The organism is Mesorhizobium sp. KR9-304 (genome assembly GCF_040049215.1).
Classification (GTDB): domain Bacteria; phylum Pseudomonadota; class Alphaproteobacteria; order Rhizobiales; family Rhizobiaceae; genus Mesorhizobium_K.
Map to the genome: position 1 here is coordinate 25739 of NZ_JBDZDN010000006.1, position 25796 is coordinate 51534.

The window sequence follows — 25796 nt, forward strand, 5'->3', positions numbered from 1 at the left end:
CGGCGTGTGCCGCCCGTGACCGCAGGTCGGATCAGTTCTTGGTCGGAAGATCCCAGCAGGAGGCCGGGGTCATGTTATCCTTCGTCAGGAAGGTCAGCGGCGTGAACAGCGTGGTCTTGTTCGCGCCGGCGGGCTGTTTGAGCTGCAACATCTGCTTGATCATGGTCGCCATGTCGCGTGCCTGTCCGGGCACGAAGTAGACGACGACCTCGGAATAGGTGCCGTTGGCGAGCCCGTCGCAGGCCATGCGGTTGCCGCCGCCTTGCGTAAGCAGGTAGACGTTCTTGCCGGACTCCTTGATCGCCGCAGCGGTGCCGACGTCCATCACGTCCCAGAAGCCGGTGATGGCGCAGAGGTCCGGATGCTGCTGGATCACGGTCGCAGCAATGTTCTTCGCCTTGGTCGCGTCCCAGTCGGCGGCCTGGTTCGAGACCAGCTGGATCTCCGGATGCTGGGAGAGCACGTTGTTGATGCCCTCCATCTGGTAGACGCTGGCGGCCGCCGTCAGCACGCCTTGCGTGATCGCGACCTTGCCGCTGCCTCCGTTTGCGGGCGAGCATTTTTCGACCAGGCGTTCGCCGATCTGCTGTCCCATGCCGACATAGTCGGCGCCGATGAAAGCGTCGGTCGAGTAGCTCGAACGCATGTTGACCTGAACGACGTAGATGCCGGCCTCCTCCGCCTTCTTCAGCAGGCGGGCGTAGGACTGGACGTCCGGGTTGTGGACCACGATGACGTCCGGCTTCTCGGTGATCAGCGAGGTTATCGCGGCGGCGCCGGCATCCGTGCTCCAGTTCGGGTCGCGGATGTCGAATGTGACCCCAAGCGGCTCGAACGCCTCCTTGAGGCCCGCGGCCCAGCCTTCGGTCAGGTCGAAGCCCATCGCCACCGGCACGTAGGCTATGCGTTTGCCCTTGAACGAGTCGTAGTAGGGCGCCCGCGTGGGGTCGTCGATGCCCTGGGCCAGCGCGGAGCCGGCGGAAAGGGCGAAGGTTGCGGCCAGAATGCCAGTTTTCAACAGTCTCATGTTTTGTCCTCCCAATTATAACAGGCCTAGATGTCCCCTTGCTGAGCGGTCTGCTCGTCGCGGGGGTTGATGATCGTGTCGATGACGATCGCGGTAAGAAGGATGACGCCCTTGATCACGTTCTGGACGGTGTACTGGATGTCCATGATCGTCATGCCGTTGAGCAGCACGCCGATGAGCAGCGTTCCGACGATGACGTTGCGGACGCCGCCCTTGCCGCCCGACAGCCCAATGCCGCCCAGCACGACGACCAGGATGACGTCGTAGACATAGGTCGAGATGGCGACGCGGGTATTCATGCTGGCCACGGACGCTGCGGTGACGATCCCAGCCATGTAGCCGATCAATGACGAGAGCATATATTGCAGCACGATGATGGGCCGTGCCGGCACTCCGGTGATGCGTGCTGCGAGAAGGTTGTCGCCAACGGCGCGCAGATAGCGGCCCGACTTGGTGTAGCGCAGGAAGAAGTAGCCACCGAGGCAGACGGCGGCGAAGAGGAAGATTGGAAGCGGAACGCCAAGCAGCGTCCCTTGACCCAAAACCAGGAGCGGCTGGCCCGCCTCGGGCATGTAGACGACATCGAGGTTGAAGAGGAAATAGCGGCCGAAACCGTAGATCAGCGTGCCCATGGCGAGCGTGGCGAAGATCGCTGGTATCTCGACATACGCGACCACCCAGCCGTTGAAAGCACCTACGACGAGGCTGAACGCCAGTCCCAACGCCAACGCCAGGGGCAGCGGCATGCCGGTGCCAATGAGATGCAGGGTCCACGCAACCGAGACCGCCATCAAGGCGACCAGCGACAGGTCAATGCCGCGCCCGATCACGACCAGCCCCATCGCCACGCCGAGCATGCCGAGGATCGAAACGCTGCGAACGAGGTTCAGCACGTTGCTGGTGGTGAGGAAGCCAGGCAGGGCGACGGCGAACGCCACGCACAGCACCAGTGCCAGGACGAATACGATCTGCTCCTGGCTCAGATGCCGGAAGGCATTCATGTCGGTCCTCCACCAACGTGAACAGCCACCCCTCAGCGGTTGGCATGGAAAAGACTATCCCTGCGGGCGAGTGTCGATCTTTCGCCAGAACGCAGAACTTTTGCCTGAGAGTGCAATCGGGCGAATTTCTTGCCCAAACGCCCGCAAATGGAGTAACAAGTACGGGGGAGCGTGTATTGGCGCGGCTAAACAAACATCAGAGGGCTGCATCAATATCGGTACTTGACCGCGGGTGGGGGAGCCCATGGATCTTGTCTTTTCAACGGAAGACCTGCCAACGCCGAAGCGGTACAACGCTTGGCGTGAAGCCATATGCGACTTCTACGTCCATGTGGACGTGAAGGCGACCAGGCCGGAGGATTACCGCGGCTTTATCCGCGAGGCTCGCTTCGGCGATATCGTCATGACCGATATCCTGCTCTCCGAACAAAGCATCAGACGACAAAGCCAGCACATCTCGCGGCTGGACAAGGACTGCTACTATTTGCAGCTCATTCACCGCGGGAGCCTGAATGTGGTGCAGCGGGGCTCGACCCATTCCTCCAACGCCGCGCGGGGCGCCATCTTCTGCGCCACCGAGCAATACGAGCTCCAATGCCTTGGCGAGGTTCGCTCGTTCTATCTTGAAATACCGCGCGCCGATTTTGCCCAGAGGTTCGCGAGCGAACGGATACCCGTCTCGGCTGCGTTCAACAGCACGCAGGGGCTCGGCAGGATCACAACGGAATTCTGCGCGGCACTGGCAGGTGAAGGGTCGAAGCTGTCGCAGGATGTTAAAGCCAAAATGGGCGACCAGCTTATGGACATCCTTGCCATCACGCTGCAGTCGGCCGAAACCGATACCGGTTCGCTGGACGGGTCTGTTCAGCAGGCTCGGCTCCGCTCGATCCGGCAGTGGATCGAAGCCCACCTGGGCGACCCCAATCTCTCGCTGGAGAGGATCGCCAGCGCAAATGGGGTGTCCTTGCGCTACCTTCACCACTTGTTCCGGCAATCCGAGATGTCGGCTTCGGAGTGGATCTGGGATCGGCGCCTTCAACTCGCCTACGACAAGATTGCGAAGGGAGAAGGTCACTCGATAACCTCCGTCGCGTTTGAGCACGGCTTCAGCAGTTCCGCTCATTTCAGTACCCTGTTTCGTCGGAAATTCGGGTTGTCACCACGAGATGTTGCAAAAGTGCGGTGAATGAGGATCGGCGGGTCGTGAGCGCTATGCCGGAACTGGGCTCGTAGCGAAAATTTTGGACCGCGAAGCAACCGGCCCCCGCAGCGACACCGCGGCAGCGCCGTCGATCATTATGAAAAAACTATCTTCGCAGCGATCCACCCCAATCGAAAACATATGCCGCCGCCGATACCTTGCTGGGTATGCACGATACGCCGTCAGACGCGGACAAGACCGCGGCATTGAAAGCCCGTGCATGGACCACAAGAAAGAGCAGACAGATGTTTGGGCGATTGGGCATGTACCGCAGCGTAGAGGACGAGTTTGAGGCGCGTCCCGTCGGCAACAGCGGACGCGAACTCGTCCCGCAGGGCGGGCTGCGCCAAGGCGAACTGGGAATGTTTTTGCGAGTCGCCTGCGTCGTCGCCACAATCTGGGGCGGCTCGGCGCTTGCCGTCTGGAGCGCCGGCTGAGGCGGGCCTGCACGCAAGGCCAAGGGCGAACCACCGTGGGCGAAACTGCTCAGGCGACCAGGCGCAACAGCAAACCTCCCGCGGCCGCGCCGGCCAGCACCCAGCCGATCGGCGCGCCGAACCTGAACAGCGCGAGCATGGCCGCGACGGTCAGCGCGATCGCGGCCCAGTCCGCGCTCGCCAGAACCGGAAGATCGAGTGTCAGGCCGAGCACCGGCTTCTCCACCACTGTCCGGAATAGGACGTGCAGTGCAAACCATATGGCGAGGTTCAAGATCACGCCGACAACCGCCGCGGTGATGGCCGACAAGGCGCCCGAAAGCGCCGCGTTGCCGCGCAGGCGCTCAACGAAGGGTGCGCCGAGGAAAATCCACAGGAAGCAGGGCACGAAGGTTACCCAGGTGGTGAGGATCGCCCCGAGCGTCGCCGCCAGCAGCGGATCGAGCCCACCCGCATCCCTATAGGCGCCGAGGAACCCGACGAACTGGACGACCATGATGAGCGGCCCGGGCGTGGTCTCGGCCATTCCCAGCCCGTCCAGCATCTCGCCGGGCTGCAGCCAGCCATAGGTCTCGACCGCCTGCTGGGCGACATAGGCGAGCACGGCATAGGCGCCGCCGAACGTAACGACGGCCATCTGGCTGAAAAAGAGGGCGATGCGGCTGAACACATTGTCCCAGCCGAGCAGCGTGACCAGCACTACGACCGGCACCAGCCACAGCGCCAAGAACACCGCGGATACGCGCAGCGACCAGCCGACATTCGGCCTCGCATGCGCCGGAACGCCGTCGCTGAGCGCTGAATCGGCATCGGAAAGGGCAACGCCAGAGCCCGCGCCATGTCCTCCTCCTCCCACCTTGAAGGCGGGAAGCCCGGCGCGCCCCCCGAGATAGCCGATGATGCCCGCGGCAAAGATGATGAATGGAAACGGCGCGCCCAGGAAGAAGATCGCGACGAAGGAGGCGGCCGCGATGGCCAGCATGACATTGTTCTTCAGGGCGCGCTTGCCGATGCGCTGGACGGCGTGGAGCACGATCGCCAGCACCGCCGCCTTGAGGCCGAAGAACAGGCCTTCGACGAGAGGAACGTTGCCGAAGAGCACGTAGACGTAGCTCAGCGCCAGGATCGACAGGAACCCGGGCAGGATGAATAACGTGCCCGCGACAAGCCCGCCCTTTGTCTTGTGGAGCAGCCAGCCGATATACACGGCCAACTGCTGGGCTTCGGGCCCTGGGAGCAGCATGCAGTAGTTGAGGGCATGCAGGAAGCGGTTCTCGCCGATCCAGCGTTTCTCCTCGACCAGGATACGGTGCATGACGGCGATCTGGCCCGCCGGACCGCCGAAGGACAGCGCGGCGATACGGACCCAGACGCGCACGGCCTCGCCGAAAGGAATGCCATGATCGTGGCCGGGGGCCACTCGTTCAGCCGACGGGCTTTCGAGTGTCGTGCTCATGGACTGCTTCCCGCCTTTGCGGAGGGCCAGTTGTGTGCCTCGCCCGTCGCGTCGCGCGCCCAGCGGTAGAAGGAATCATAGACGGCCATCCCGGCGTCGAGTTGGGCGAGGTCGTCGGAGAACATGCGCGATAGCCCGAGCGACATGGCAAGCAGTCCGGCCGCTTCTGGTTCGAGGTCAAGCCGCGCCGTGTCGGCCGCCCGCACGATCCGGGTCAGTCGAAGCAGCGGTTCGGTCGTCAGGCCGAACTCCTCGACCATCACGTCGAATGTGCACAGTTCGCCGCGATGGCTCCAGAAAACGTTCTCGACGTCGAACGGGGTTGCGCCGAAGCGGTCGGCGACGGCCTCTACCTCCTGCGGCGCGACGAACAGGAAGACCGCGCCGGGATCGACGAAGCGTCGGATGAGCCAGGGACAGGCGATGCGGTCGATCTTTGGCCGTGCCCGGGTTACCCAGACGGAGCGGCCCTGTATGTCGCGGGCAGGGATGCGCGCGTCCGGAACGGTCGGCAGGCTCGCCGCCAACCATGCCTCGAAGCCGCCTTCCAAGGATTCGGCCGCGACGCCCCGGTGGCGCAGCCACGCGGCAACGCCCTCGCTGAGTTTTTTTCCCTTCTGGCAGATGACGATCGCGGAGGGCGCGTCGAACGCCTCGCTCCAGTCGGAAACCAAAGCATGCGACCGTCGGACCGATCCGGGCAGGAGCCTTGGGTTGGCCGCGAAGTCCTCGTCTGTCCTCACGTCGACCAGCCGGGGGCAGGCGGGTGTCCCGTACAGGCGGGAAAGCTTGTCGACGGATATAGTGGTGGGAGATGGCATGGCGCGTCCTCCGTTGCCGGGCTGCTGGACGCGATTCTTGGGCCGGAGCCTCGTGGGGAGACCGCAGTCCCCATGGAGGTCTTGTCGCGCCGGAGAGTGGCTCTGTCAAGCGCCTCGCCATGAAGCACGCCATCACCCCGGCGATCCAAGGCCACTGTTGTCGCCCGATCGCGGGTCCTTTGGATGTGATAGGCCGAGCTCGCAGAGGTTGGGCAGTGGGACCAGTTGCAAGGCGACGGCGGTCCGAAGACCCGCATATCGGATCGTGATCAGAACTCGGCGTACTGAGTGAGTCGACGGCGACCGGTCATGTGGCTCTAATCATGTCGGCCGCCTTTTCGGCGATCATCACCACGGGTGAGGCAGTGTTGCCTGACACGATCTTGGGCATGATCGAGGCGTCGATCACGCGCAGGCCCGACAGCCCCTTCACCCTCAGTTGCGGGTCGACGACCGCCGCGTCGTCGCTGCCCATGCGGCAGGTACCGACAGGATGGAAGATGGTGGTGGCGATGTTGCCGATCGCGCTAAGCAGCTCGGCGTCCGACTGCACCGTGGGGCCCGGCAGAATCTCTCGCGGCTGGTAACGTGCCAGACGCTGCGCGCTCATGATCCGCCGCGCCTGCCGCACGGCCTTCACAGCAATGTCGCGGTCGGCCTGCGCCGAGAGATAGTTGAGCCTGATGTCCGGCTGCGCGGCCGGGTCGGGCGTGATGGCATGCACGCAGCCGATGCTTTCGGGCCGCAGATTGCAGACCGAGATCGTTATGGCCGGGAAAGGGTGCAGCGGGTCGCCCAGCCTGTCGGTCGACAGCGGCTGTACGTGGTATTCGAGGTCGGGCGTGGCGCGCGACGGGTCCGACTTCGTGAACATGCCGAACTGGCTCGGCGCCATCGACATCGGCCCGCTCTGCGTCAGCGCGTAGCGCAACGCGATGCCGGCCTTGCCGAACAGGCTGTTGAAGGCGGCGTTGAGAGTCTTTGCCCCGGTCACCTTGTAGACGGTGCGGATCTGCAGATGGTCCTGCAGGTTCTCGCCGACGCCGGGGCTCTCATGTGCGACGTCGATGCCGAGCCCGCGCAGCACGTCGGGTCGGCCGATGCCGGAAAGCTCCAGCAGCTTCGGCGAGTTGATCGAACCCGCGGCCAGCAGCACCTCGCCTTCGGCGCGCGCTTCGACCACGCGGCCTTCGTGGCTGTAGCGCACGCCGACGACCCTGCGGCCTTCGAGGATGAGGCTCTCTGTCAGCGCGTTCGTCACCAGCCGCAGGTTCGGCCTTCGCAGCGCCGGGCGCAGGAAGCCTTTGGCCGCGTTCCAGCGCACGCCGCGCTTCTGGTTCACCTCGAAGAAGCCGGAGCCCTCGTTGTCGCCGTCGTTGAAGTCCGCGCGCGGTTCGATCCCGAACTCCCGCGCACCTTCCTGTACGGCGCGCAGGATGTCCCAGGTCAGCCGCTGCCTCGACACTTTCCACTCGCCGCCGGAGCCGTGGAGATCGGTCTTGCCGCCGTAATGGTCTTCCGACTTCAGGAAATAAGGCAGCACATCGTCCCAGCCCCAGCCGGTATTGCCCATCTGTCGCCAGCCTTCATAGTCGGCCGCCTGGCCCCGCATGTAGATCATGCCGTTGACCGACGAGCAGCCGCCCAGCAGCCTGCCGCGCGGATAGGCGATCGAGCGGCCGTTGAGCCCCGGCTCGGCGGCTGTCTTCATCATCCAGTCGGTGCGCGGATTGCCAATGCAGTAGAGATAGCCGACGGGGATGTGCACCCAATGGTAATTGTCGCTGCCGCCGGCCTCGAGCAGCAGAACGCGAGTCGCCGGGTCGGCCGTCAGCCGGTTGGCGAGCACGCAGCCAGCCGTCCCGGCGCCGACGATGATGTAGTCGTACTGGCCTTCGAGGGTCATGCGTCGTCCTTTGCCGCGAGCCGCCGCCAGAACGGATCGACGGCTTCGGCCAGTTCCGCCCAGATGCCGTAGCGGCGGTCGTAGTGGCCGCGCATGGCGCGGTCGGGCTCGAAGGTGCGGGCCGGCCTGGTCATCGCGCTCACTGCCGTTTCGACATCGGGATAATGCCCGGCGCCGACGGATGCCGCGATGGCCGCGCCCAGCGCCCCGGTCTCGGAGCACTCAGCCACCGTCACCGGCACGCCGAGCCCGTCGGCGAAGATCTGCGGCCAGTGCGCCGAGCGCGCCCCGCCACCGGACAAAGCGGCCCTCGAGAAGCCCACGCCCGCTGCCGTCAGCACCTCGATATGGCGGCGGTGTTCGAACATGACGCCCTCGAAAAGCGCCCGCAGCACATGGCCCTCTCCATGCCAGCCGGCAAGGCCGAAAAAGCCCCCGCGCTGATGCGCGCCGAGCCGCCCGCCATAGAGGAAGGGATGGAACAGCGGGTCGTCATGGGCGGGCGCGGTGGCGCCGACCGCGGCGTTGACGAAGCCGAACGGGTCGTCATGGTGGCCGCCGCGTTCGATAAGCGTGCGCACATACCATTCGAGATTGGCTGCCGAGGTGGCGCTGTTCTCCATGTTGGCGAAATGCCCGCCTCCGCGGGCCGCAACCATGAACACGCTTTCGTCGCGCACCGGCGCGTCGGAGAACACCTGGTTGATCGACCAGCTGCCGGCGACGACGGAAGCGGCACCGGGGCCGACCGCGCCGGAGCCGAGCGCGGAAGCGACGACATCGAAATAGCCGGCAACGACCGGCGTGCCCTCTGCCAGCCCGGTCGCGTTCGCGGCGGCCCGAGTCACGGCGCCCACCACGCCGGTCGGCTCATGCAGCGGCGGCAGCATCGGCTCGGCGTCCTCCAGCCCGTACAGCGACAGCAGTTCGGCATCGTAGACTGCCTGCGGCAGGCGCAGAAGCCCTCCGCCGGACATGTCCGAGATGTCGCTGGCGCGCTTGCCTGTCAGGTGAAAGGTCAGCACGTCCTTGGCGAAGAGCAGCGTGCCGGCGCGGGCATAGAGATCCGGCCGGTGACGTTTCAGCCACGCAAGCAGCACAGGCGTCTGCGACGGCCACGGCCGCTGCAGGCCGATGGCGTGCATGTCAGCCCCCGCCGCCGCGTCCAGCTCGGCTGCTAGCGCCGCCCCGCGCGTGTCGAGCGACTGGATGCCGATCAGCGGCGCGCCGTCGCGGTCGAGCAGATAGAGCCCGTTGCCATGGCCGGCGGTCCCGACTGCCGCGATATCGCTAGGATTTGCGTTTGCCGCCGCCAGACATCCGGCAATGGCGACGCGGGCATTGTCCCACAGTTCCGCCACCGAGCGCTCGACCATGCCGGGCGCCGGCTTGTGGGACGCGCCGTCGATGCCGTGCGAAGCAATCTGCCGGCCGTCGAGGTCGAACAGCACGGCCTTGATGACGGTGTTGCCGGCGTCGAGGCCGAGCAGCAGGGCAGGGCGGTCAGCCACGGTTGTAGACGTCCCAGGCCTCATCGCCGTCGGCGCCGCGATGGATGATCGCCATCAGCGCGTTCACGACGGCTTTCGGATTTGCGTGCTGGTAGATGTTGCGGCCGTAGACCATGCCCTTGGCGCCCTGCTTCATCAGCGCCGCGGACTTGCCGAGCACGACCTTGAGATCCTCCTTGCCGCCGCCGCGCACCAGCACCGGCACGCGCGCGGCCTCCACTACGCGGTGGAACTCCTCGGGATCGTCGGTCGGGTCGGCCTTGATGATGTCGGCGCCCATTTCGGAGGCAAGCCTGACCAGCGTCACGATCTTCCGCGCGTCGCCGTCGACCTGATAGCCGCCGCGCACCTCGTTGGGCAGCATCACCAGCGGCTCGATCATCAGGGGCATGCCGTAGCGGTGGCAGTCGGCGCGAACACGGGAAATGTTGTCGACGCACTGGCGGAAAAGCTCGGGCTCGTCCGGCAGCATGAACAGGTTCACCACCACGCAGGCCGCGTCCATCTCCAGCGCGCCGATAATCGGCTCGTCGCGGTTCTGCAGCATCGACCACATGACGCGGTGGCGCTGGGCATTGTAGGGATTGCCCATGTCGATGCGCATGACCAGGGCCGGCTTGTCCTTCTCCGGGCGGCCCTGGAGCAGGTCCGCCTGGCCGTAGGCCATCTGGATCGCATCCGGCTTGGCGGCGACCAGGGCGTCGATCACGCCGGCCATGTCTTCCAGCCCGACAAGGAAGCCCGGCTCGTTGCAGACGCCGTGGTCGACGGCCACGTCGAGGCAGCCGCCATTGGTGAAAAGCCGGTTCATCCGAGCTTTCGTGCTGATGCGCATGGTCATGCCCTTTCGCGGTCGCGTCGTCCCAGCATCTCGCGCGAGACGCCATGATAGTCGGCGAGATCGCCGGTGAAAGTCTCGATCTCTCGCCTGGTCCTGTCATCGTCCCAGCCGAACTCGGCGGCGAGAGCCTCCGCGACACCCTGCACTAGCCCGGACGACACGTCGCCGCGGATCGACAGCGGCGTGCGCCGCAGAAGAATGTCGCCGAGGCAGTGCACGTATTCGGTGCGGGCAAGGAAGGCGATCTCGGCGCCGGTGACCTGGCACGACGGTGCGAGCGGCCGATCGTCCTCGCGCCCGCGGCAGAAGGCAAGCACTTCCTCGGCGCGGGTCCCGTAGATGTCGACCAGGTGGGCGGCGCGGCGCCGGTCGATGCCGTGGCGCTCGACCAGCGCGACCTCGAATGTATCCGCCGCCTGCGGGAAGCCCGCGCCGCCGCCGATGGGCAGCGACAGCGTGCTCGCGACCCGCTCGTGGCCAAGCTCGGTCATCACCTCGTCGGCGGCCTGCTCGGCGAAGGCGCGGAAGGTGGTCCACTTGCCGCCGACCATGCAGAACTGCGGCACGGCTCCTTCGATGCGATGAACGAAATGGCCGCGCGAGATGCGCCCGGTGAATTCGTGGTCGCTGCGCGGCAGCGGGCGTATGCCGCTATAGCTGAAAACGACGTGCTCGGGCCCGACCGCGATGCCGGGGAACACGCGGCGCAGCGCGTCGAGGATATAGTCGCGCTCCTCGGGCTCGCAGCGCAAGCGGCTGGCGCGCTCGACGCGGATGTCGGTCGAACCCACGAGCACCTTGCCGAGATAGGGGTACACGATGCAGACGCGGCCGTCGGCGTGCTCGAAGAAGATCATGTGGCCGCCGAGCGCGTTGTGAAGCGTGGGGTGGTCGAGGATGAGGTGCGAGCCCTTGGTGCCGGACACGAAGGGCTCGCGTTGCGGGCCTGCACCGGAAAGTAGGCCGAGCGACTCGTCGAGCCACGCTCCCGTGGCGTTGACTATTGCCCGCGCTTCAACCGGCAGTTTCTCGCCCGTCGTCCCATCGCAAAGCACGAACCGCGATCCGTCGGGGCGCAACTCGGCATAGTTGAGCGCGAGACTGCCCGGCGTCAGCCGCCGCGTGTCCAGCAGCAGCTCGACGCCCAGCCGCTCGGGGTGGCTGATCCAGGCGTCGTGATAGGTGGCGGAGAAGCGCAGCTTGGCCGACAGCGCCGGCCAGATCGCCAGCGTCTCGCGCGCGCCGCGGAACTTGTGTTTCGGCAGCAGGCGGCGATGGCGGGTGATCCAGTCGTAGAGCATCAGGCCGATCTTGATCGGCACCGCGCCGCGGCTCGCGGGCCTGCCGGACAGGCCGAAGAAGCCGACCGCGCCGTTCATCATGCCCGAGAACAGCGAGTTGATCGGGATGGTGGTCGGCAGCGGCCGCACCATGTGCGGCGCATTGGCCAGCAGCGCGTCGCGCTCGCGCAGCGATTCCCACACCAGGTTGAACTCGCCGTTCTCCAGATAGCGCAGCCCGCCATGGATCATGCGCGAGGGCGCTGCGCTGCAGCCCGAGCAGAAGTCGTTGCGCTCCACCAGAAGCACGCGCAAACCCTGCAATGCGAGTTCCCGATAGACGCCGATGCCGTTGATGCCGCCGCCCACGACGATCACGTCGAACGCGCCGTCGCGGCGGATCTGTTCGAGGCTGTCTTGTCGTTGCTCGGGGCGTTGCTCAGGCACGTCGTTGTTCTCCACCGCCTCGCGGCGGTGCCTTCAAGGCTTGTTTCTCTATGTGGCGGTCAGGAGTCGAGGTTGGTCAGATGGCGGCTGGCGGCCTCGCTTATCGTGTTGATCTCGCTCGATGAAAGACGGATGCGCCCGGCGGCCGCGTTCTCGCGAGCCTGGGCGGGGTTGCGCGCGCCGCAAAGCGAAAAGGTGATGCCCGGCTGCTGCAGCGTCCAGGCGATGACGATCTGGGCCGGCGTCGCCTTGTGCGCTTCGACGACGGGAGCGACCTCGGCCATCAGCGCGGCCACTTTCTCCCGGTTGCCGACCGAGAAACGCGGGTTGTTCTTGCGCTGGTCGTCGCCCTGGAACTTGCGGTCCGGCCCGATGCGGCCCGAAAGCAGGCCGAGCGCCAGCGACGAGTAGCTCAGCATCGACAGGCCGTGGCGGCGGCAGACCGGCAGCAGCGTCGCTTCGGCGTCGCGCTTCACCATCGAGTATTCTTCCTGGATCGCGTCCAGCCCGCCGACGGCGACATAGGCCTCGAGTTCGCCGAGCGAAAGGTTGCTGGCGCCGATGGAGCGGATCTTACCCTGCTGCTTCAGCCGCTGCAGTGCCTCCATCGTCTCGGCAATCGGCGTGGTCGGGTCCTGCCAATGGGTGATGTAATGATCGATATGGTCGGTGCCGAGCCGGCGCAGGCTCTGCTCCAGCTCGTAGGCGATCGACTCGCCGCCGAGATGCCGATGCACAGGCTCGCCGTCATAGTCGAAGAAATGGTTGCCCCTGGTGGTGTGCCAGACCAGCCCGCATTTGGTGGCGAGCACGACCTTGTCGCGGCGGCCCCGGATCGCCTTGCCGACGATCTCCTCGGCCAGCCCCTTGCCATAGGCCGGCGCGGTGTCGATCAGGCTGACGCCTTCGTCGATGGAAGCCTCGATCGCCGCGATGGACTGCCGCTCGTCGGTGCCGCCCCACATCCAGCCGCCGATCGCCCAGGTGCCGAGCCCGATGGCGCTGGCGCCGATGCCGGACGAGCCGATCTCGCGCTTCATCACGTCATGCGACATTGCGCAGCCCTTCCATCCCTTCCAGCACCGCCTGCGCCGTCTCCTCGTCCAGCACCAGCGAATCGAGATAGCGGCCGGCGAGCGCGGCGCGGATCGGCCGCACCTTCTCCGGACCGGCCGCGACGCCGATGGTGCGCCGGCAGTTGGACAGTTCTTCGGGCTCAAGCGCCACCAGGCGCAGATTGAGCGGATAATCGGCCATCGAACCGTCGTCGCGGATCAGGTGCGCCAGGAATTCGCCGGCCGCCCCGCTTCGGGCGAGCAATTCGCGGTCAGGATTCGGCATCGGATGCAGGTCGTAATAGCTGGAGCTCGCCGTCTGGATCGAGCCGATGCCGACCAGCGCGATGGCCGCCTTGCGCGCCAGGTCGAACACCCCCTTGATCGACGCCATCTCCATCAGCATGTCGCGCTGCTCGCGGCTTTCGGCAAACAGCGGCGCATGCAGGAGCATGGTCTTGCCGCCCAGCTTCTCGGCAAGCCGCGTCGCCAGGTGGTTGACGTCGGTGTAGTGCTTGCCCTGCACGCCGCCGGTCAGCGGCACCACGGTCACGTCGAAGCTGCGCTCAGGCAGCAGGTTCTCCACCACCGCGCTCACCGCCTTGCCGCCGGTGATGGCGATGACGTCGCCGTCGCGCAGCGTCTCCAGCAGCTGGTTGGCCGCCGCGCGCCCAACCTGCTGGATGGTCGTGTCCGGGCTGCCCGGTACGGTCGGGGCAACGACCGCGCTGGCAAGGCCCGCCGCCTCGATCATGCGCTTTTCCAGATCGACCAGCCGCTGGAACGGGCTCTCTATTTCGATCTTCACCATGCCGAGCTTGCGGCCTTGGGCGATGAGCCGGTTCACCTTGGACGGGGACAGGTTCATGGCGAGCGCGATGTCGGACTGCTTCATGCCGTCGATGAAGTGCAGCACCAGCACCGTGTAGGTCTGGCGGATCGATTCGAAATCTTCTTTCTTCTCAGCCATTCGAAATGCCCGTTCGCATCGTCATCGCTCAGCCGCGACGCTTGTTCAGATAGTGGTCGATGGTGACCGCCGACAGCAAGATCGAGCCGCGGATGATGTCCTGCCAGTAAACGGAAACGTCGAGCAGGGCGAGCGAACTGGAAACCACCGAGAGCAGAATGGTGCCGAGGATCGCGCCGAGAATCGTGCCGGTCCCGCCCGACAGGCTCGCGCCGCCGATGACGGCGGCGGCGATGACGTTCAACTCCATGCCGATGCCGAAGGTGGGCTGCGCGGAGCCGAAGCGCGCCATGTAGATCACGCCAGCCACGCCGCACAGCGCCGAGCAAAGCGTCGTCGTCAGGAACACCACCTTCTTGGTGCGGATGCCCGAATAGGCCGCCGCCTTCTCGCTGCTGCCCGTGTAGAAGACCTTGCGGAACATGGTTGTGCGGCGGAGCATGAAGTCGAAGGCGACGACCACCACGACAAAAATCACGATGACGACAGGGATCACGCCGATCGAGCCCTGGCCGATGAACTTGAATTCTGGCGGCAGGGTGAACAGGCCGAGCGGCCGCCCGCCGGTTCCGAGCAGGCAGAGCCCGCGCGCGATGACCATGACCGCGAGCGACACGATGAAATGGTGCAGCCCGACGCGGGTGACGAAGAAGCCCATGCCGGCGCCGATCGCCGTGCAGGCGGCAATCGCGATGATCGAGGCCGTCCACGGGTCCATGCCGTTGAGGAACAGCAGGCCGGCGATCACCATGGCGAGTGCGGTGACCGAGCCGACCGACAGGTCGATGCCGCCCGAGATCAGGAGGATGGTCATGCCGACGACCACGATGCCCTCGACCGCGAAGGCCATCGCCATGGCGCGCATGTTGGCCCAGGTCAGGAAATATTCCGAGGCAAAGGACATGACGACGAACAGCAGCAGGATGATCAGGATCAGCCCGGTCTCGCGCATGCGCAGCAGTCGTCTCATCCCGCCCGCCGCACCCCGGCTGCGCTGCTCGTTGTCGGAAGTTGCTATCGCCATGACCACCTGATCCCCCGCCTTCACGACGCCAGACGCTGTTCTTCGCCGATCGAGGCGAGGTACATCATGTGATCCTCGGTCATCTCCGCGCCTGAAACCTCGCCGGCGATCCGCCCCTCGCGCACCACCAGCACGCGGTCGCACACGCCAATCAGTTCCGGCAGTTCCGACGAGATGACGACGATGCCCACGCCCGCGCGTGCCAGTTCGCGCAGGATGCGATGGATTTCGGCCTTGGCGCCGACATCCACGCCGCGCGTCGGCTCGTCGAGGAAGATCACCCTCGGGTTGACCGAGAGCATCTTGGCGATGGCGACCTTCTGCTGGTTGCCGCCCGACAGCGCCGAGACCGGCTGCCCGATATGGCCGTATTTCAGGTTGAGCCGCGTTCCCAGGCCTTCGGCGAGTTCGGCCTCGCGACGCTCGTCGATGATGAAGCCGCGCGTCGCGATCTGCTCGACGCGCAACGCCGACACGTTGGCGGCGATCGACATGTCGAGGAACAGGCCGTCGCCCTTGCGGTCCTCCGACAGGTAGACGATGCCCTTGTCGATGCTCTCGCCGTAATGGGCGAGGCGCAGCGGCTCGCCGTGCAACAGCACCTCGCCGGTCACCTCGCCCTCCAGCCGGCAAATACCGCGCACGATCTCGCTGCGGCCGGCGCCGATCAGGCCGGCGAAGCCGAGAATCTCGCCCCTGCGGAGCTGGAACGAGACCTCTGCGAAACGTCGGCGCTCGCTCAGGTTGCGGACCTCGAGGATGATGTCGCCCGGCTCTTCCTCGCCCAGCTTGGGCGGATAGAGATTGTCGATGACGCGGCCGACCATGGCGCTGACCACGGCGCCGGGCGTCGTCTCCGCGACGTTCATCGTGGTGATGAACTCGCCGTCGCGGAACACGGTCACGCGGTCGCAATTGTCGAAGATCTCAGCCATTCGGTGGGTGATGTAGATGATCGATATGCCGCGCGCCGCCAGGTCGCGCATGATGCCGAACAGGGTTTGCGCCTCGCGCTCGGTCAGCGCCGCTGTCGGCTCGTCGAGAATGAGAACCCGGCAGTCGAGCGTCAGCGCCTTGGCGATCTCGACCAGCTGCTGCTGGGAGATGGACAGCGTGCGCACCAGCGCGGCGGGGTCGATGTCCCCCAGCCGGCGCAGGATCTCGGCGGCGCGGTGCTCGATGTCGCGGTAGTCCATCAGCGCGGCGCGGCTGGTGCTGGTGACACCCATGAAGATGTTCTCGGCGACCGTCACGTCCGGGCAGAGCGCGATCTCCTGGTGCACGAAGCCGATGCCGAATTTCTGGGCCATGGCCGGCGAGGTGATGCGCACCTCCTTGCCGTCGAGGAACATTTGGCCGGAATCAGGTTGGAGAATGCCGTCGATGACGTTCATCAGCGTCGACTTGCCGGCGCCGTTTTCGCCGGCCAGGGCGTGGATCTCGCCGCGGCGCAGGTCGAAGCTCACATTGCGCAACGCGTGGACGGCTCCGAACGATTTGCTCAACTCGGTGATCGCCAGGATCGTGTCGCTTGCCGCGGCGGAATTCATGCCTTTAGTCCTGAAAGCTTGCTTCGTGTCGGATACCCGCGCCGCCGGTGAAGCGGCGCGGGTGTCGCTCTTGCGGTCCGCCGCTCAGCTCGGATCGCGTCCTTCCATGTACTTGTTCAGGTCGAAGGAGTCGGCATTCTCCTTGGTGATGACCGCGAACCCGTTGTCGATGAAGGGAATCTGCATCGGGTTGTAGCCCGACACCTTGTAGTCGTTGAACGGATCGAACAGGTCGGGATGCGCCGCCAGGAAGGTGGCGATGAAGCCCATGTAGCCTTGAACGCCCTGATTGGGGTTCAGCGCCATGTGGATGTTGCCGGCCTTGATGTGCTCAAGCGTCGTCGGCGTGACGTCGGCGTGCATGATCAGCACCTTGGCCTTGGCTTCCAGCACGGCCGTAACCGCGCCCTCGGCCGAACCGGCCTCGGGTATCCACAGCGCGGCAAGCTTCGGGTTGGCCTGCAGCATCGAGGCGGTGGCCTTGTATGCGGCGTTGCTGTCCTGGTTGCTGGCCTGGCGGCCAACCAGCTTCATGTTCGGGTAGTTCTTCTCCATGTAGGCGATCAGCGCGGTGACGCGCAGATCGTGGTTGCTCTGGCCGGGGTTCTCCAGCACGGCGTATTCGGCGCTGTCGCCGACCTGCTTGACGATCTCCTCGGCGGCGAACTTGGCCTCCGCCAGATTGTCCGACGTGATGTAGGCGGTTCGCTTCGACTTCGGCGAATCCGCCGCGAAGGTGACTACCGATATGCCGCCATCGATCGCCCCGTTGATCGACTCGATGAACGGATCCGACTGCATGGGATGCAGCAGCACGCCGGCGGGCTTCTTGACCAGGTCCTGCTCGAACGATGCGATCTGCTTGGTTATGTCGTAGTCGGGCGTGCCCGAGAACACGGTCTTGCACCCCATCGCGGCAGCGGCCTGCTTGAAGCCCTGATAGACGGGAACCCAGTACGGGTGGGCGGAGACCATCACGTTCATCACGTAGGTTTCCCCCGGCTCGCACTGGAACTTGCTTTGTGCGGACGCCCCGCCCGTCGATGCGAGCGCAAGCGTCATCGTGGCCGCGGCGACAGCCGCGGTCATTGCAACTCTCTTCATTGTCTCCTCCACTTTATTCCTGCGCCTTCCGGCGGAAGCTGGCAGCTTCCGAAGGCAAGTGCAAGAAATTTCATATCGCGACAGATTTCGCGAGCGACTCTTACGGCACGGCCGACGGCCAGTCAATGACTGTGCATTCAAAATCAGTACGTGAAATTTCTTGCGGGATATTCTCGACCCGCATGCCGATTCGGCGCCCGCCATGGACGGAGATTAATTGCGGTGTCTGAAGTGGGTGTGCCGGAGGCTGGTGCTGTCCGGGCGGCTGACGCGATCCCCGGGCTTGTCCCGGACGGTCAGCCGATTTCGACGATCGCCTTGATCAGGCCGGCCTTGTCCTTCGCCCAGCGCGGAATGTCGGCGCATGCGCCGCGGAGATCGGTGCGATGGGTGATCAGGCGATCGGCCGGCGCGGAGCCGTCGCGGACGGACGTTATCACCCGCTCGAAGTCTTCGGCGGTGGCGTTGCGGCTGCCCAGCAGGGTGAGTTCCCTGCGGTGGAAGTCGGGGTCCATGAAGCTGATCGCTTCGTTGACGACGCTGACCAGGACGTAGCGCCCGCCATGGGTGACATGGTCGAAGCTCATCTCCATCGCGCGCGCGCTGCCCGTGGCGTCGAACACCACGTCGAAGCCCTCTCCGGCGGTATGGGAGCGGAGCGCCACCAGCCCCTGCGGGTCGGCGGAAAATGTCGACACCTTGGCGATCGAGCGGGCCACCTCGGCGCGCGCCGCGTCGCGATCGAGCACGGCGACGGATGCCCCCGACAAGTGAGCGAACATGACCACGCCGAGGCCGATGGGACCGGCGCCGACCACCAGCACGCGGTCGTCCTTCGTCACTGCGCCACGGCGTACCGCATGGGCGCCGATGGCGAGGAACTCGACCATGGCGCACTGGTCGAGGCTCAGGCCCGGCGCACGCACGAGGTTGGCGGGCGGCACCGCCAGCACGCCGGCCATGCCGCCGTCCTGATGCACCCCGAGAACGGAGACGCGCACGCAGCAATTCGGCTTGCCCCGCCGACAGGCGATGCAATGCCCGCAGGAAATGTAGGGGTTCACGGTGAAGATCTCACCGGCGCGGATGCCTGACCCGGCCGGCGCCTCGACGGCTTCGACGGCGAGCTCGTGACCCATGACGCGGGGATACTGGAGGAAGGGATGCTTGCCTTCGAAGATGTGGTAGTCGGTGCCGCACACGCCGACGCGGCGAGGCCGCACGAGCACATGCGATGGGTCGGCCAGCGGGCTCGGCCTCTGTTCCAGCCGCAGAGTTCCGGGCTCGACGCAGACGAGGGCTTCCATGGACTGCACTGCTTGTCGCTTTCTTTTGTCGCGCAGCCAGGTGCCGCGCCGGGCGGGTAGGGGGCTGGCTTGCCGCCGGCCCCCCGGGTGTCACTAGCGTGTTACTGGAAGTCGGCCATGTTCGCCTTGGTGACGAGGGCGGCGCCCGAGTCGATCAGCGACTCGACCTTCTCGCCGCGGATCGACTTCACCAGCGCGTCGACGCCGAGCGACGCCATCTTGGTCGGGAACTGCGCCACGGTGGCGTTCTCGATTCCCGCCTCAATGGCCTCGGCCTCGCCGCAGCAGAAGTCGAAGCCGACCAGGATGATCTTGCCCGCCAGATTGGCGTTCTTGATCGCCTGTGCGGCGCCGGCCGCCGGAGGACCGCAGGCCGCATAGATCGACTTCAGGTCGGGGTTCGCGGTGAGGAGGTCCTCGGCCACGCTGATGCCCTTCTCCTCCGTGCAGTCGGTGGCGCCACTGCCGACGATCTTGACGTCCAGACCGCCGAGACCTTCCTTCATGCCGTTGACGCGGTCGTCGAGTGCCGGCACGCCGGGCACGCCTTCTAGGATGCCCATCGTGTCGCCGGCCTTCAGCACTGTCTTCAGATACTCGCCGGCGATCTTGCCGGCGGCGTAGTTGTCGGTGGTGGCGAGAGCCGTGCGGCCGTTCCAGTCAGGGATGTTGTTGTCCATCAGCACGACCTTCACGCCTGCGGCGATGGCCTTGTCCAGGGCGGTCGAGACGGTCGGGTCGACGGGAGTCAGCGCGATGCCCTGCACCCCTTGCGTCACCATGGATTCGATGAGTGCGATCTGTCCTTCGATGTCCGTGGCCGACGCGCCCTGGCCGTAGACGATCTCCACGCCCGGATTGGCGGCCGCGTATTCCTTGGCCGCGTTTTCCATGGTGGCGAAGAACGGCACCGGGAACTTGGTTATGAAGCCGATCTTGACGGCATCGGCTGCCGTCGCGGGTACGGCCAAGCCGAAGGCTATGGCCGCTCCGCCGATCAATGTCTTGAACCTCACTGTGGTCCTCCTCCTGTCGTGATCGCTCCCCTTGAGCGATCCTCCCATCGCCGCCGCTTTCGCGAGGCGAATTCCTGTCAGGCCTCCGCTCCGACGATGAGCGACACCAGCTCCTGCTGGTTCGCCCGCTCCGGCCTGAGTTCGCCGACCTTGCGGCCCTGCCGCAGCACCACCGCGCGGTCGGCGAGTTCGATGACCTGTTCCATATTGTGGGTGATGAGGATCACCGCGTTGCCCTCGTCGCGAAGCTGGCGCACGAGGTCGAGCACCTTGCGGGACTCGCGCACGCCGAGCGCGGCGGTCGGCTCGTCGAGGATCACGACCTTGCGGGCGAATACGGTGGCGCGGGCCACCGCGATAGCCTGCCGCTGCCCGCCCGACATCAGCGCCACCGGCGCGTCGAATTTCGGCAAATTGACCTTGAGCCGCTCAATCACGGCGGCTGCCTCGCGGTCCATCGCCTTGGCGCTCAGGAAACGCATGCCGCGCGGGAGCCATGCGGGCCAGGAGAGTTCGCGGCCGCAATAGAAGTTCTGCGCGGGCGTCAGATTGTCGAACAGCGCAAGGTCCTGATAGACCGTCTCGATGCCGGCCTGCCGGGCAAGCGAGGGGGTGCCGATCGCGGCGGCCTCGCCGTCGAGCAGGATTTCGCCCTCGTCGAGCGCGTGCACGCCGCTGATGCAGCGCACCAGCGTCGATTTGCCGGCGCCGTTGTCGCCCAGCAGCGCCAGCACTTCGCCGCGCCAGGCCTCCAGTCCGACGCCCTTCAGTGCATGCACGGCGCCGAAGCGCTTGTGCGCTCCGCGTACCGTGAGAACGGGCGCGTTCATTGCGCGGCCCTCGCCTGGTTGACGCGGGCGCGCGCTTCCAGATGGTTGCGCAGCACGTCGGCCTCGACCGCCAGCACGATGATCAGGCCGATGGCGATCATCTGGTAGAAGACGCCGACGTTGAGCAGGTTGAGCGCGTTGCGGATGACGCCGATCATCACGGCGCCGATCAGCGCGTGGCCGAGATGGCCGCGCCCGCCGAGGAATGACGCGCCCCCGATGATCACGGCGGCGATCGTGTCGAGCTCGAGGAGATTGCCGTAGAGCGGCGAACCGGCGCCGGTGCGCCCGGCCAGGACCACCGCGCCGATGCCGGCGCACAGGCCGGCGAAGACGTAGGTCGCGACCAGCACCCACTTGACCGGTATTCCCATCTCGACAGCCGCCGTGGGATTTCCGCCGACTGAGTAGGTCCAGCGGCCCCAGACCATCGACTTGGTCATCACCAGCACTATCAGCGCTATGCCGACGACGACGAAGAGTGAGTTGGGCACGCCAAGCGCCGAGGTTTCGCCGAGTGCGGTGACCGCGGAGGGCATGCCGCGCATGGTCGTGTGGTTGATCGCCAGTTCCAGCGCCAGGCCCTTGCAGATGCTGAGCGTCGCCAGCGTGATGATGAAGGGATGCGGCAGGCGGCCGAAGACATAGACCGCGCCGTTGACGAAGCCGACGAGCGCGCCGGTTGCCAGCATGGCCAGGATGACTAGCGCGGAAGAGTCGGCCCAGCGGTAGACCAGCCCACCGACGACGGTGGCAAGCGCCAGGTTGGCGCCTACCGAAAGGTCGATCCCGCGCGTCAGGATGACCAGTTGCTGGCCCATCGCGACGATGGCGATGACGGCGGTCTGGGCGAGGATGTTGCCGATGTTGCCGGGCTTGAGGAAATTCGGCGTCAGCAGGCTGATACCGACGACAAGAAGGACCAGGATCAGCAGCGGGCCGAAATTGAGCAGCCTCAGGCCGAGCGACACGGCGCCGGCGCCCTTGATGGCGCGCAGATTCGCCTCGGCGCCGGACGCGACGTCCGGCTGCCTGGTCGCTTCGGCCACGACAAGCTCCTCCCACTTATGTTTCTTATAGAGAAAAACCTGATCGAAGCCGCTCGTCAAATTGTTTTTTATCGATTAAAATGCATTACCGACGCATTGCGGGGTGGATCGTGAAGACCGACACTGTATTCAAGCGCGCCTTCAACGATGCGCTCGACCTTGTCTCGCGGTTATCGGAGGGCGAGCCGTTGCCGTCCGAGAATACGCTGAGCGTGCAGCTCGGCGTGAGCCGCACGACGGTGCGCAAGGTCATCGCCGCGCTCAAGGGCGGCGGCTTGGTGACCGGTGACGGGCGCCATCGCAACGTCAGCCCGCCCGGCGACGCCATGCGGCGCTATCCGCTTTCCGAGACGGTGCCGACGGCGGCGCAGGTGGAGGAGCGCTTCATGGAGTGGATGCTGCGCGACAGTGCCCGGCCAGGCACGGCCATCAACGAGCTGGAGCTGGCGCGCAAGTTCGGCGTCGCCACAACAGGCATCCGCGAATTCCTGAACCGCTTCCAGCGCTTCGGACTGATCGAGAAGCGGCCGAATGCCGGCTGGGTGTTCAAGGGCTTCACCAACAGCTTCTCGCTGGAGCTGTTCGAGATCCGCGAGATGTTCGAGCTGCGCTCGGCGCGCGCGCTGGCCGCCATGCCGGACTCGTCGCCGCACTGGACGCAACTGGAGGCGCTGCGGCGCGAGCACGTTCAGCTGCTGAACGAGATCGACGAGCGCTACCACGACTTCTCCGACCTCGACAGCCGCTTTCACCGCCTGATCAGCTCGGCCGCGCCCAATCGCTTCATCGACAGCTTCTACGACATCATCACCTTGATCTTCCACTACCACTACCAGTGGAACAAGCATGACGAGCGGCAGCGCAACGAGGCCGCGATCCGCGAACACCTGACCTATATCGACGCGCTGGTCAGCCGCAACGCGAGCATGGTCGAGCTCGCCTGCCGCGCCCACCTTGCGTCGGCACGCGAGACGCTGCTGCGTTCGACCTCGCTACAGTAGGCATCAGGCGCGCTGCTCACCGCTTTCAAGGTGTGAGTCGGGCATCCTGCGAGCGCAGGACGCTGGCCGGGCGGGCAAGCAGCCCGGCGCGGTCCCTGCGGACTTCTATCAGGCGCTCGGCAACGGCGAACAGATTGTGCTGCAGCATGACGCGCCGCCGCTGTTCGCGGACAGAATTGCTCAGGGCGTCGAAATCGGCGGTGCCGATAAGGTCCTCGATGGCGCGCAAGGAATCGCCGACCTTGAACACGTCGATGTCGAGCCGTGCCCGAGGATCGAAATCCTCAGCCGGAATCTTTCCGCCGGCATAGATCGGGAAGCAGCCTGCGAGATAGGCGTCGGCCAGCTTTTCGGTCCAGAACCCCTCGGTCAGATTGTTCTCGAGAACGATCGTGTAGCGAAACGGCGACAGCCCGTCGGCCTTCTCCTCGATCGGCCTGAAACCGTGTCCGAAATGCTCGATGCGGGGGCCGAAATGTGCCTTTAAGGCTTCGACGAAACGGATTCTGAACGCCTGCTGCACAGTGAGCTTCTTGCTGGAGCAAAAGACCGAGATGGTGCGCGACTTCACTTTGTCCGCGGCGAGTTCGCGCCATGAAAATGGTCTCGATCGGCCGTAGTGCCAGGGCAGGGATGCATGCTGGCGTATGTGGCAACCCTCGTATCCCGGCAACGCGAAGGGGCCGACGACCAGACCGAACTGGTTGAGATAGGGGGTCGGGTAGATCTTGATCGATGGCGGCTCGCCCAGAAACAAGACACGCCGTTCCACGGGGATGCGGGTGCGCAGGCCAGCCGGCGGTTCGTCGCAGACGACCAGCCATTCGCCGGGATCACCAGACGCCTCCTCGGCAAACGCGGTACGCCCGAAGATGCCGTCCTGGCCGGGCGTCTGGCGAAACCACGCATCGATCTGACCATGCTCGGTGGCGAAATGGGCGCGGCTGGCGATTTCCTTCGGGTCGAAGTAGATGTTGGCCCAACTGGGTGGATTTGCGATCATGGGGTTTCGAGTTGAGCCGATACAGCAGCGGACGGTTGACGGTTCTGATGCCGATGCGCAATGCCAGCGCCTTCGTTGCAGGCGCCATCACCAGCATCCTGACGCAAAGCGAACGCGACTTCACGTTCGTGATCATCGACGACGGGTCCGATGACGACAGCCTGGAAATCGCCGGCAGGCTGGCCGACCGACGGGTCGAGATCATCCAGGACGGGCATCATCGCGGCCTTGCCTCCCGGTTGAACTGGGGCCTCGATCATGCGGATACCAGATTCGTTGCCCGGATGGACGCCGACGACATTGCAGCGCCGTCCAGGCTGTCCCGCCAGCTGGCTTTCATGGAGGCCAATCCGCAAGTCGGGATTTGCGGATCCTGGTACATACAAACGGAAGCCGGCTCTTCGCCTGCCGCCGTTCGTTTGCCTCTCGATCACGAGAGCTTGCGCGCCACAACGCTGTTTGGAAGTCCTTTCGCGCACTCGACCGTGATGTTCGATCTGCAGCAGCTCGACGCTGCCGGCTTGAGATATTCCGAAACGGCCACTCATGCGGAAGACTACGATCTGTGGGAACGGGCGTGTACGAAAACCACATTTGCGAATATCCCCGAATATCTGCTCTTCTATCGCCATCATCCCAACCAGGTGAGCGCCCTCTATGGCGAGCAGCAGCTCAAAGTGGCAGACGGCGTGCGGATGCGCGCTCTGCATCGTCTCGGCATCGACCCGACCCCGTCGGAAATGGCCTTGCATTGCGACTATGCATCCGATCGCGACATCGCAGGGCCAGATCGGCTGAATGCCGCAAGGGCTTGGCTCCAGAAGCTTGAAGCAACGGCAAGGCGGCGTGGCGAGGCGGAGATCGCCGCGGAATGCGCGCGTCGCGCAAGACAGTTGAAAAAGCGCATCAGGCATTCGGGTCCCGCGCTTTCCGGGGTGCTCGGCCGGCTTGGCCAACTCTTGTACGGAACATGATGAGATCTTGGGCTCAGCTTGCGCGGTTGCGGCTCCATGGCCATCCCCAGTGGCGCGCCGGCGCCGCGCGCCGTGCCGCAACAATCTCGGCCAGGCGGCGGAACGGCTCCCCGGAGGCTGCCGACAGCAGTCGCTGGAACTCCGCCGACAACCCGTTCTCCCGCCATTTGAAGTATCGGCGATAGGCTTCTTCGTCTCTGTCGAGCTGCGCCAGAAACTGAGCGAGTTGCAACGGACTGGAAAACTTGGACGCGTCGATGAAGGCGTTCTCGCCTGGGGCGAACATGTCGATGTTGGGCGCCCCGAGATAGACTGGGACCGTCCCCGCCAAAAACGGATCGAAGAACTTTTCCGTGACATAATCCGGGGCAATTGAGTTCTCGAAGCCGATGCAGAATTTGTAGGCTCCGATGACCGAAAGTTTTGTCTCGTGGCCACGGTCCTCGATCGTCAGCGGCCGGTTCTTCAGAAAACTGCCGTAGGAGTGTACGCCGATGTGTTTCATGAGTTCGAGGGCGAATGAATTGCGGCCGCTTCGGTTCATCGGCGAAGACTGAAACATCACGAGCGGAACACCGGCATTTTTGTGTGGGATCGGCGCCGCCAACGCCGTCTCGAAAGCGGATATGTCGGGCAGATACGGGCACCAGATGTCGGCCGACTGGTGATAGGTCATCGTCAGGTCGAAGTTCCGCATGAACTGTTGGTCGGCGAGCAGGGGATAGTTGATCTCGCTTTCCATCGACCAGGCGACCCACAACTGCCCGCGCCGCTTGCGGACGAGCTTTGGCTTGCGCATCGACGGTATGTGGAAGACCACCGCGGCAGCTCTGGACAAATCCCCTCTGTCGGTACTGAAGGTGCAACTCTCAATGTGGGCGAGCGACTGCGTGTCGGGAGGGCGCCCGAAAAAATCATTGTAGAACAGGATGACCGGCTTGCCGTTGTCAGGCGCGCGGGGCAGGAGGCTCATATTCGTGCCCCG

At 65.1% G+C, this 25796-nt stretch carries 23 protein-coding genes; 4 read left to right on the forward strand and 19 right to left on the reverse strand.

Annotation, left to right across the window (positions count from 1 at the left end):
• Positions 1–31: 31 nt before the first annotated feature.
• Complete coding sequence (locus ABLE71_RS23315; RefSeq protein WP_348785875.1) at positions 32–1027, reverse strand: sugar ABC transporter substrate-binding protein; 996 nt, start codon at positions 1025–1027, stop codon at positions 32–34.
• Between the two features lie 26 nt (positions 1028–1053).
• On the reverse strand, positions 1054–2028 hold the full coding sequence (locus tag ABLE71_RS23320) for an ABC transporter permease (protein ID WP_348785876.1): 975 nt from the start codon (positions 2026–2028) through the stop codon (positions 1054–1056).
• A gap of 244 nt (positions 2029–2272) precedes the next feature.
• Here ABLE71_RS23320 and ABLE71_RS23325 point away from each other — a divergent pair, with 244 nt between their 5' ends.
• Positions 2273–3214, forward strand: coding sequence for an AraC family transcriptional regulator (locus ABLE71_RS23325; protein ID WP_348785877.1), 942 nt, complete (start codon positions 2273–2275; stop codon positions 3212–3214).
• A gap of 278 nt (positions 3215–3492) precedes the next feature.
• Positions 3493–3666 carry a hypothetical protein gene (locus ABLE71_RS23330; RefSeq protein WP_348785878.1) on the forward strand — a complete coding sequence of 58 codons (174 nt, stop codon included), beginning with the start codon at positions 3493–3495 and terminating at the stop codon, positions 3664–3666.
• 49 nt (positions 3667–3715) lie between these two features.
• Here the strand turns inward: ABLE71_RS23330 and chrA are convergent, their stop codons facing one another.
• The 15 genes from chrA to ABLE71_RS23405 all read right to left on the reverse strand — a co-directional run bounded on the left by chrA (position 3716) and on the right by ABLE71_RS23405 (position 21833).
• Positions 3716–5122, reverse strand: a complete 1407-nt coding sequence (gene chrA, locus ABLE71_RS23335) for a chromate efflux transporter (protein WP_348785879.1) — start codon at positions 5120–5122, stop codon at positions 3716–3718.
• A complete protein-coding gene (locus tag ABLE71_RS23340) occupies positions 5119–5943 on the reverse strand; it encodes a sulfurtransferase/chromate resistance protein (protein WP_348785880.1) in 825 nt (274 codons plus the stop codon). Before ABLE71_RS23340 ends, chrA begins: the two co-directional genes overlap by 4 nt.
• Before the next feature lie 307 nt (positions 5944–6250).
• Positions 6251–7849: a GMC family oxidoreductase N-terminal domain-containing protein gene (locus ABLE71_RS23345; protein ID WP_348785881.1), complete on the reverse strand. Its 1599-nt coding sequence runs from the start codon at positions 7847–7849 to the stop codon at positions 6251–6253.
• Positions 7846–9360 carry an FGGY-family carbohydrate kinase gene (locus ABLE71_RS23350; RefSeq protein WP_348785882.1) on the reverse strand — a complete coding sequence of 505 codons (1515 nt, stop codon included), beginning with the start codon at positions 9358–9360 and terminating at the stop codon, positions 7846–7848. Before ABLE71_RS23350 ends, ABLE71_RS23345 begins: the two co-directional genes overlap by 4 nt.
• Positions 9353–10195 (reverse strand): class I fructose-bisphosphate aldolase, encoded by an 843-nt coding sequence (locus ABLE71_RS23355; protein WP_348786010.1) that lies wholly within the window; start codon positions 10193–10195, stop codon positions 9353–9355. The genes ABLE71_RS23350 and ABLE71_RS23355 overlap by 8 nt, the downstream gene beginning before the upstream one ends.
• Before the next feature lie 2 nt (positions 10196–10197).
• Positions 10198–11928 carry a glycerol-3-phosphate dehydrogenase/oxidase gene (locus tag ABLE71_RS23360; RefSeq protein WP_348785883.1) on the reverse strand — a complete coding sequence of 577 codons (1731 nt, stop codon included), beginning with the start codon at positions 11926–11928 and terminating at the stop codon, positions 10198–10200.
• A gap of 59 nt (positions 11929–11987) precedes the next feature.
• A complete protein-coding gene (locus ABLE71_RS23365) occupies positions 11988–12983 on the reverse strand; it encodes an aldo/keto reductase (protein WP_348785884.1) in 996 nt (331 codons plus the stop codon).
• Positions 12973–13953 (reverse strand): sugar-binding transcriptional regulator, encoded by a 981-nt coding sequence (locus tag ABLE71_RS23370; protein ID WP_348785885.1) that lies wholly within the window; start codon positions 13951–13953, stop codon positions 12973–12975. Before ABLE71_RS23370 ends, ABLE71_RS23365 begins: the two co-directional genes overlap by 11 nt.
• A 28-nt stretch (positions 13954–13981) precedes the next feature.
• Positions 13982–14977, reverse strand: a complete 996-nt coding sequence (locus tag ABLE71_RS23375) for an ABC transporter permease (RefSeq protein ID WP_348785886.1) — start codon at positions 14975–14977, stop codon at positions 13982–13984.
• Positions 14978–14997: 20 nt separating this feature from the next.
• Positions 14998–16527: a sugar ABC transporter ATP-binding protein gene (locus ABLE71_RS23380; RefSeq protein WP_348785887.1), complete on the reverse strand. Its 1530-nt coding sequence runs from the start codon at positions 16525–16527 to the stop codon at positions 14998–15000.
• A gap of 84 nt (positions 16528–16611) precedes the next feature.
• Positions 16612–17631: a substrate-binding domain-containing protein gene (locus tag ABLE71_RS23385; RefSeq protein ID WP_348785888.1), complete on the reverse strand. Its 1020-nt coding sequence runs from the start codon at positions 17629–17631 to the stop codon at positions 16612–16614.
• Between the two features lie 296 nt (positions 17632–17927).
• Positions 17928–18938, reverse strand: coding sequence for a zinc-binding alcohol dehydrogenase family protein (locus ABLE71_RS23390; RefSeq protein WP_348785889.1), 1011 nt, complete (start codon positions 18936–18938; stop codon positions 17928–17930).
• Positions 18939–19039: 101 nt separating this feature from the next.
• Complete coding sequence (locus tag ABLE71_RS23395) at positions 19040–19954, reverse strand: sugar ABC transporter substrate-binding protein (RefSeq protein ID WP_348785890.1); 915 nt, start codon at positions 19952–19954, stop codon at positions 19040–19042.
• Between the two features lie 77 nt (positions 19955–20031).
• On the reverse strand, positions 20032–20784 hold the full coding sequence (locus ABLE71_RS23400) for an ATP-binding cassette domain-containing protein (RefSeq protein WP_348785891.1): 753 nt from the start codon (positions 20782–20784) through the stop codon (positions 20032–20034).
• On the reverse strand, positions 20781–21833 hold the full coding sequence (locus ABLE71_RS23405) for an ABC transporter permease (protein WP_348785892.1): 1053 nt from the start codon (positions 21831–21833) through the stop codon (positions 20781–20783). The genes ABLE71_RS23400 and ABLE71_RS23405 overlap by 4 nt, the downstream gene beginning before the upstream one ends.
• Before the next feature lie 110 nt (positions 21834–21943).
• On the opposite strand from ABLE71_RS23405, the gene ABLE71_RS23410 reads away from it, so the two are divergent.
• Positions 21944–22834 carry a GntR family transcriptional regulator gene (locus tag ABLE71_RS23410; RefSeq protein WP_348785893.1) on the forward strand — a complete coding sequence of 297 codons (891 nt, stop codon included), beginning with the start codon at positions 21944–21946 and terminating at the stop codon, positions 22832–22834.
• A gap of 25 nt (positions 22835–22859) precedes the next feature.
• On the opposite strand, the gene ABLE71_RS23415 is transcribed toward ABLE71_RS23410, so the two are convergent.
• Positions 22860–23837, reverse strand: coding sequence for a hypothetical protein (locus ABLE71_RS23415; protein WP_348785894.1), 978 nt, complete (start codon positions 23835–23837; stop codon positions 22860–22862).
• 35 nt (positions 23838–23872) lie between these two features.
• On the opposite strand from ABLE71_RS23415, the gene ABLE71_RS23420 reads away from it, so the two are divergent.
• On the forward strand, positions 23873–24811 hold the full coding sequence (locus ABLE71_RS23420) for a glycosyltransferase family 2 protein (protein WP_348785895.1): 939 nt from the start codon (positions 23873–23875) through the stop codon (positions 24809–24811).
• Between the two features lie 13 nt (positions 24812–24824).
• Here ABLE71_RS23420 and ABLE71_RS23425 read toward each other — a convergent pair whose 3' ends face one another.
• Positions 24825–25784, reverse strand: coding sequence for a glycosyltransferase family 10 (locus tag ABLE71_RS23425; RefSeq protein ID WP_348785896.1), 960 nt, complete (start codon positions 25782–25784; stop codon positions 24825–24827).
• Positions 25785–25796: the final 12 nt, after the last annotated feature.

Coding starts and splice junctions, on each gene's coding strand:
- ABLE71_RS23315 (WP_348785875.1), bottom strand. CDS start 1,027: ATGAGACTGTTGAAAACTGGCATTCTGGCCGCAACCTTCGCCCTTTCC.
- ABLE71_RS23320 (WP_348785876.1), bottom strand. CDS start 2,028: ATGAATGCCTTCCGGCATCTGAGCCAGGAGCAGATCGTATTCGTCCTG.
- ABLE71_RS23325 (WP_348785877.1), top strand. CDS start 2,273: ATGGATCTTGTCTTTTCAACGGAAGACCTGCCAACGCCGAAGCGGTAC.
- ABLE71_RS23330 (WP_348785878.1), top strand. CDS start 3,493: ATGTACCGCAGCGTAGAGGACGAGTTTGAGGCGCGTCCCGTCGGCAAC.
- chrA (WP_348785879.1), bottom strand. CDS start 5,122: ATGAGCACGACACTCGAAAGCCCGTCGGCTGAACGAGTGGCCCCCGGC.
- ABLE71_RS23340 (WP_348785880.1), bottom strand. CDS start 5,943: ATGCCATCTCCCACCACTATATCCGTCGACAAGCTTTCCCGCCTGTAC.
- ABLE71_RS23345 (WP_348785881.1), bottom strand. CDS start 7,849: ATGACCCTCGAAGGCCAGTACGACTACATCATCGTCGGCGCCGGGACG.
- ABLE71_RS23355 (WP_348786010.1), bottom strand. CDS start 10,195: ATGCGCATCAGCACGAAAGCTCGGATGAACCGGCTTTTCACCAATGGC.
- ABLE71_RS23365 (WP_348785884.1), bottom strand. CDS start 12,983: ATGTCGCATGACGTGATGAAGCGCGAGATCGGCTCGTCCGGCATCGGC.
- ABLE71_RS23370 (WP_348785885.1), bottom strand. CDS start 13,953: ATGGCTGAGAAGAAAGAAGATTTCGAATCGATCCGCCAGACCTACACG.
- ABLE71_RS23375 (WP_348785886.1), bottom strand. CDS start 14,977: ATGGCGATAGCAACTTCCGACAACGAGCAGCGCAGCCGGGGTGCGGCG.
- ABLE71_RS23380 (WP_348785887.1), bottom strand. CDS start 16,527: ATGAATTCCGCCGCGGCAAGCGACACGATCCTGGCGATCACCGAGTTG.
- ABLE71_RS23385 (WP_348785888.1), bottom strand. CDS start 17,631: ATGAAGAGAGTTGCAATGACCGCGGCTGTCGCCGCGGCCACGATGACG.
- ABLE71_RS23390 (WP_348785889.1), bottom strand. CDS start 18,938: ATGGAAGCCCTCGTCTGCGTCGAGCCCGGAACTCTGCGGCTGGAACAG.
- ABLE71_RS23400 (WP_348785891.1), bottom strand. CDS start 20,784: ATGAACGCGCCCGTTCTCACGGTACGCGGAGCGCACAAGCGCTTCGGC.
- ABLE71_RS23415 (WP_348785894.1), bottom strand. CDS start 23,837: ATGATCGCAAATCCACCCAGTTGGGCCAACATCTACTTCGACCCGAAG.
- ABLE71_RS23425 (WP_348785896.1), bottom strand. CDS start 25,784: ATGAGCCTCCTGCCCCGCGCGCCTGACAACGGCAAGCCGGTCATCCTG.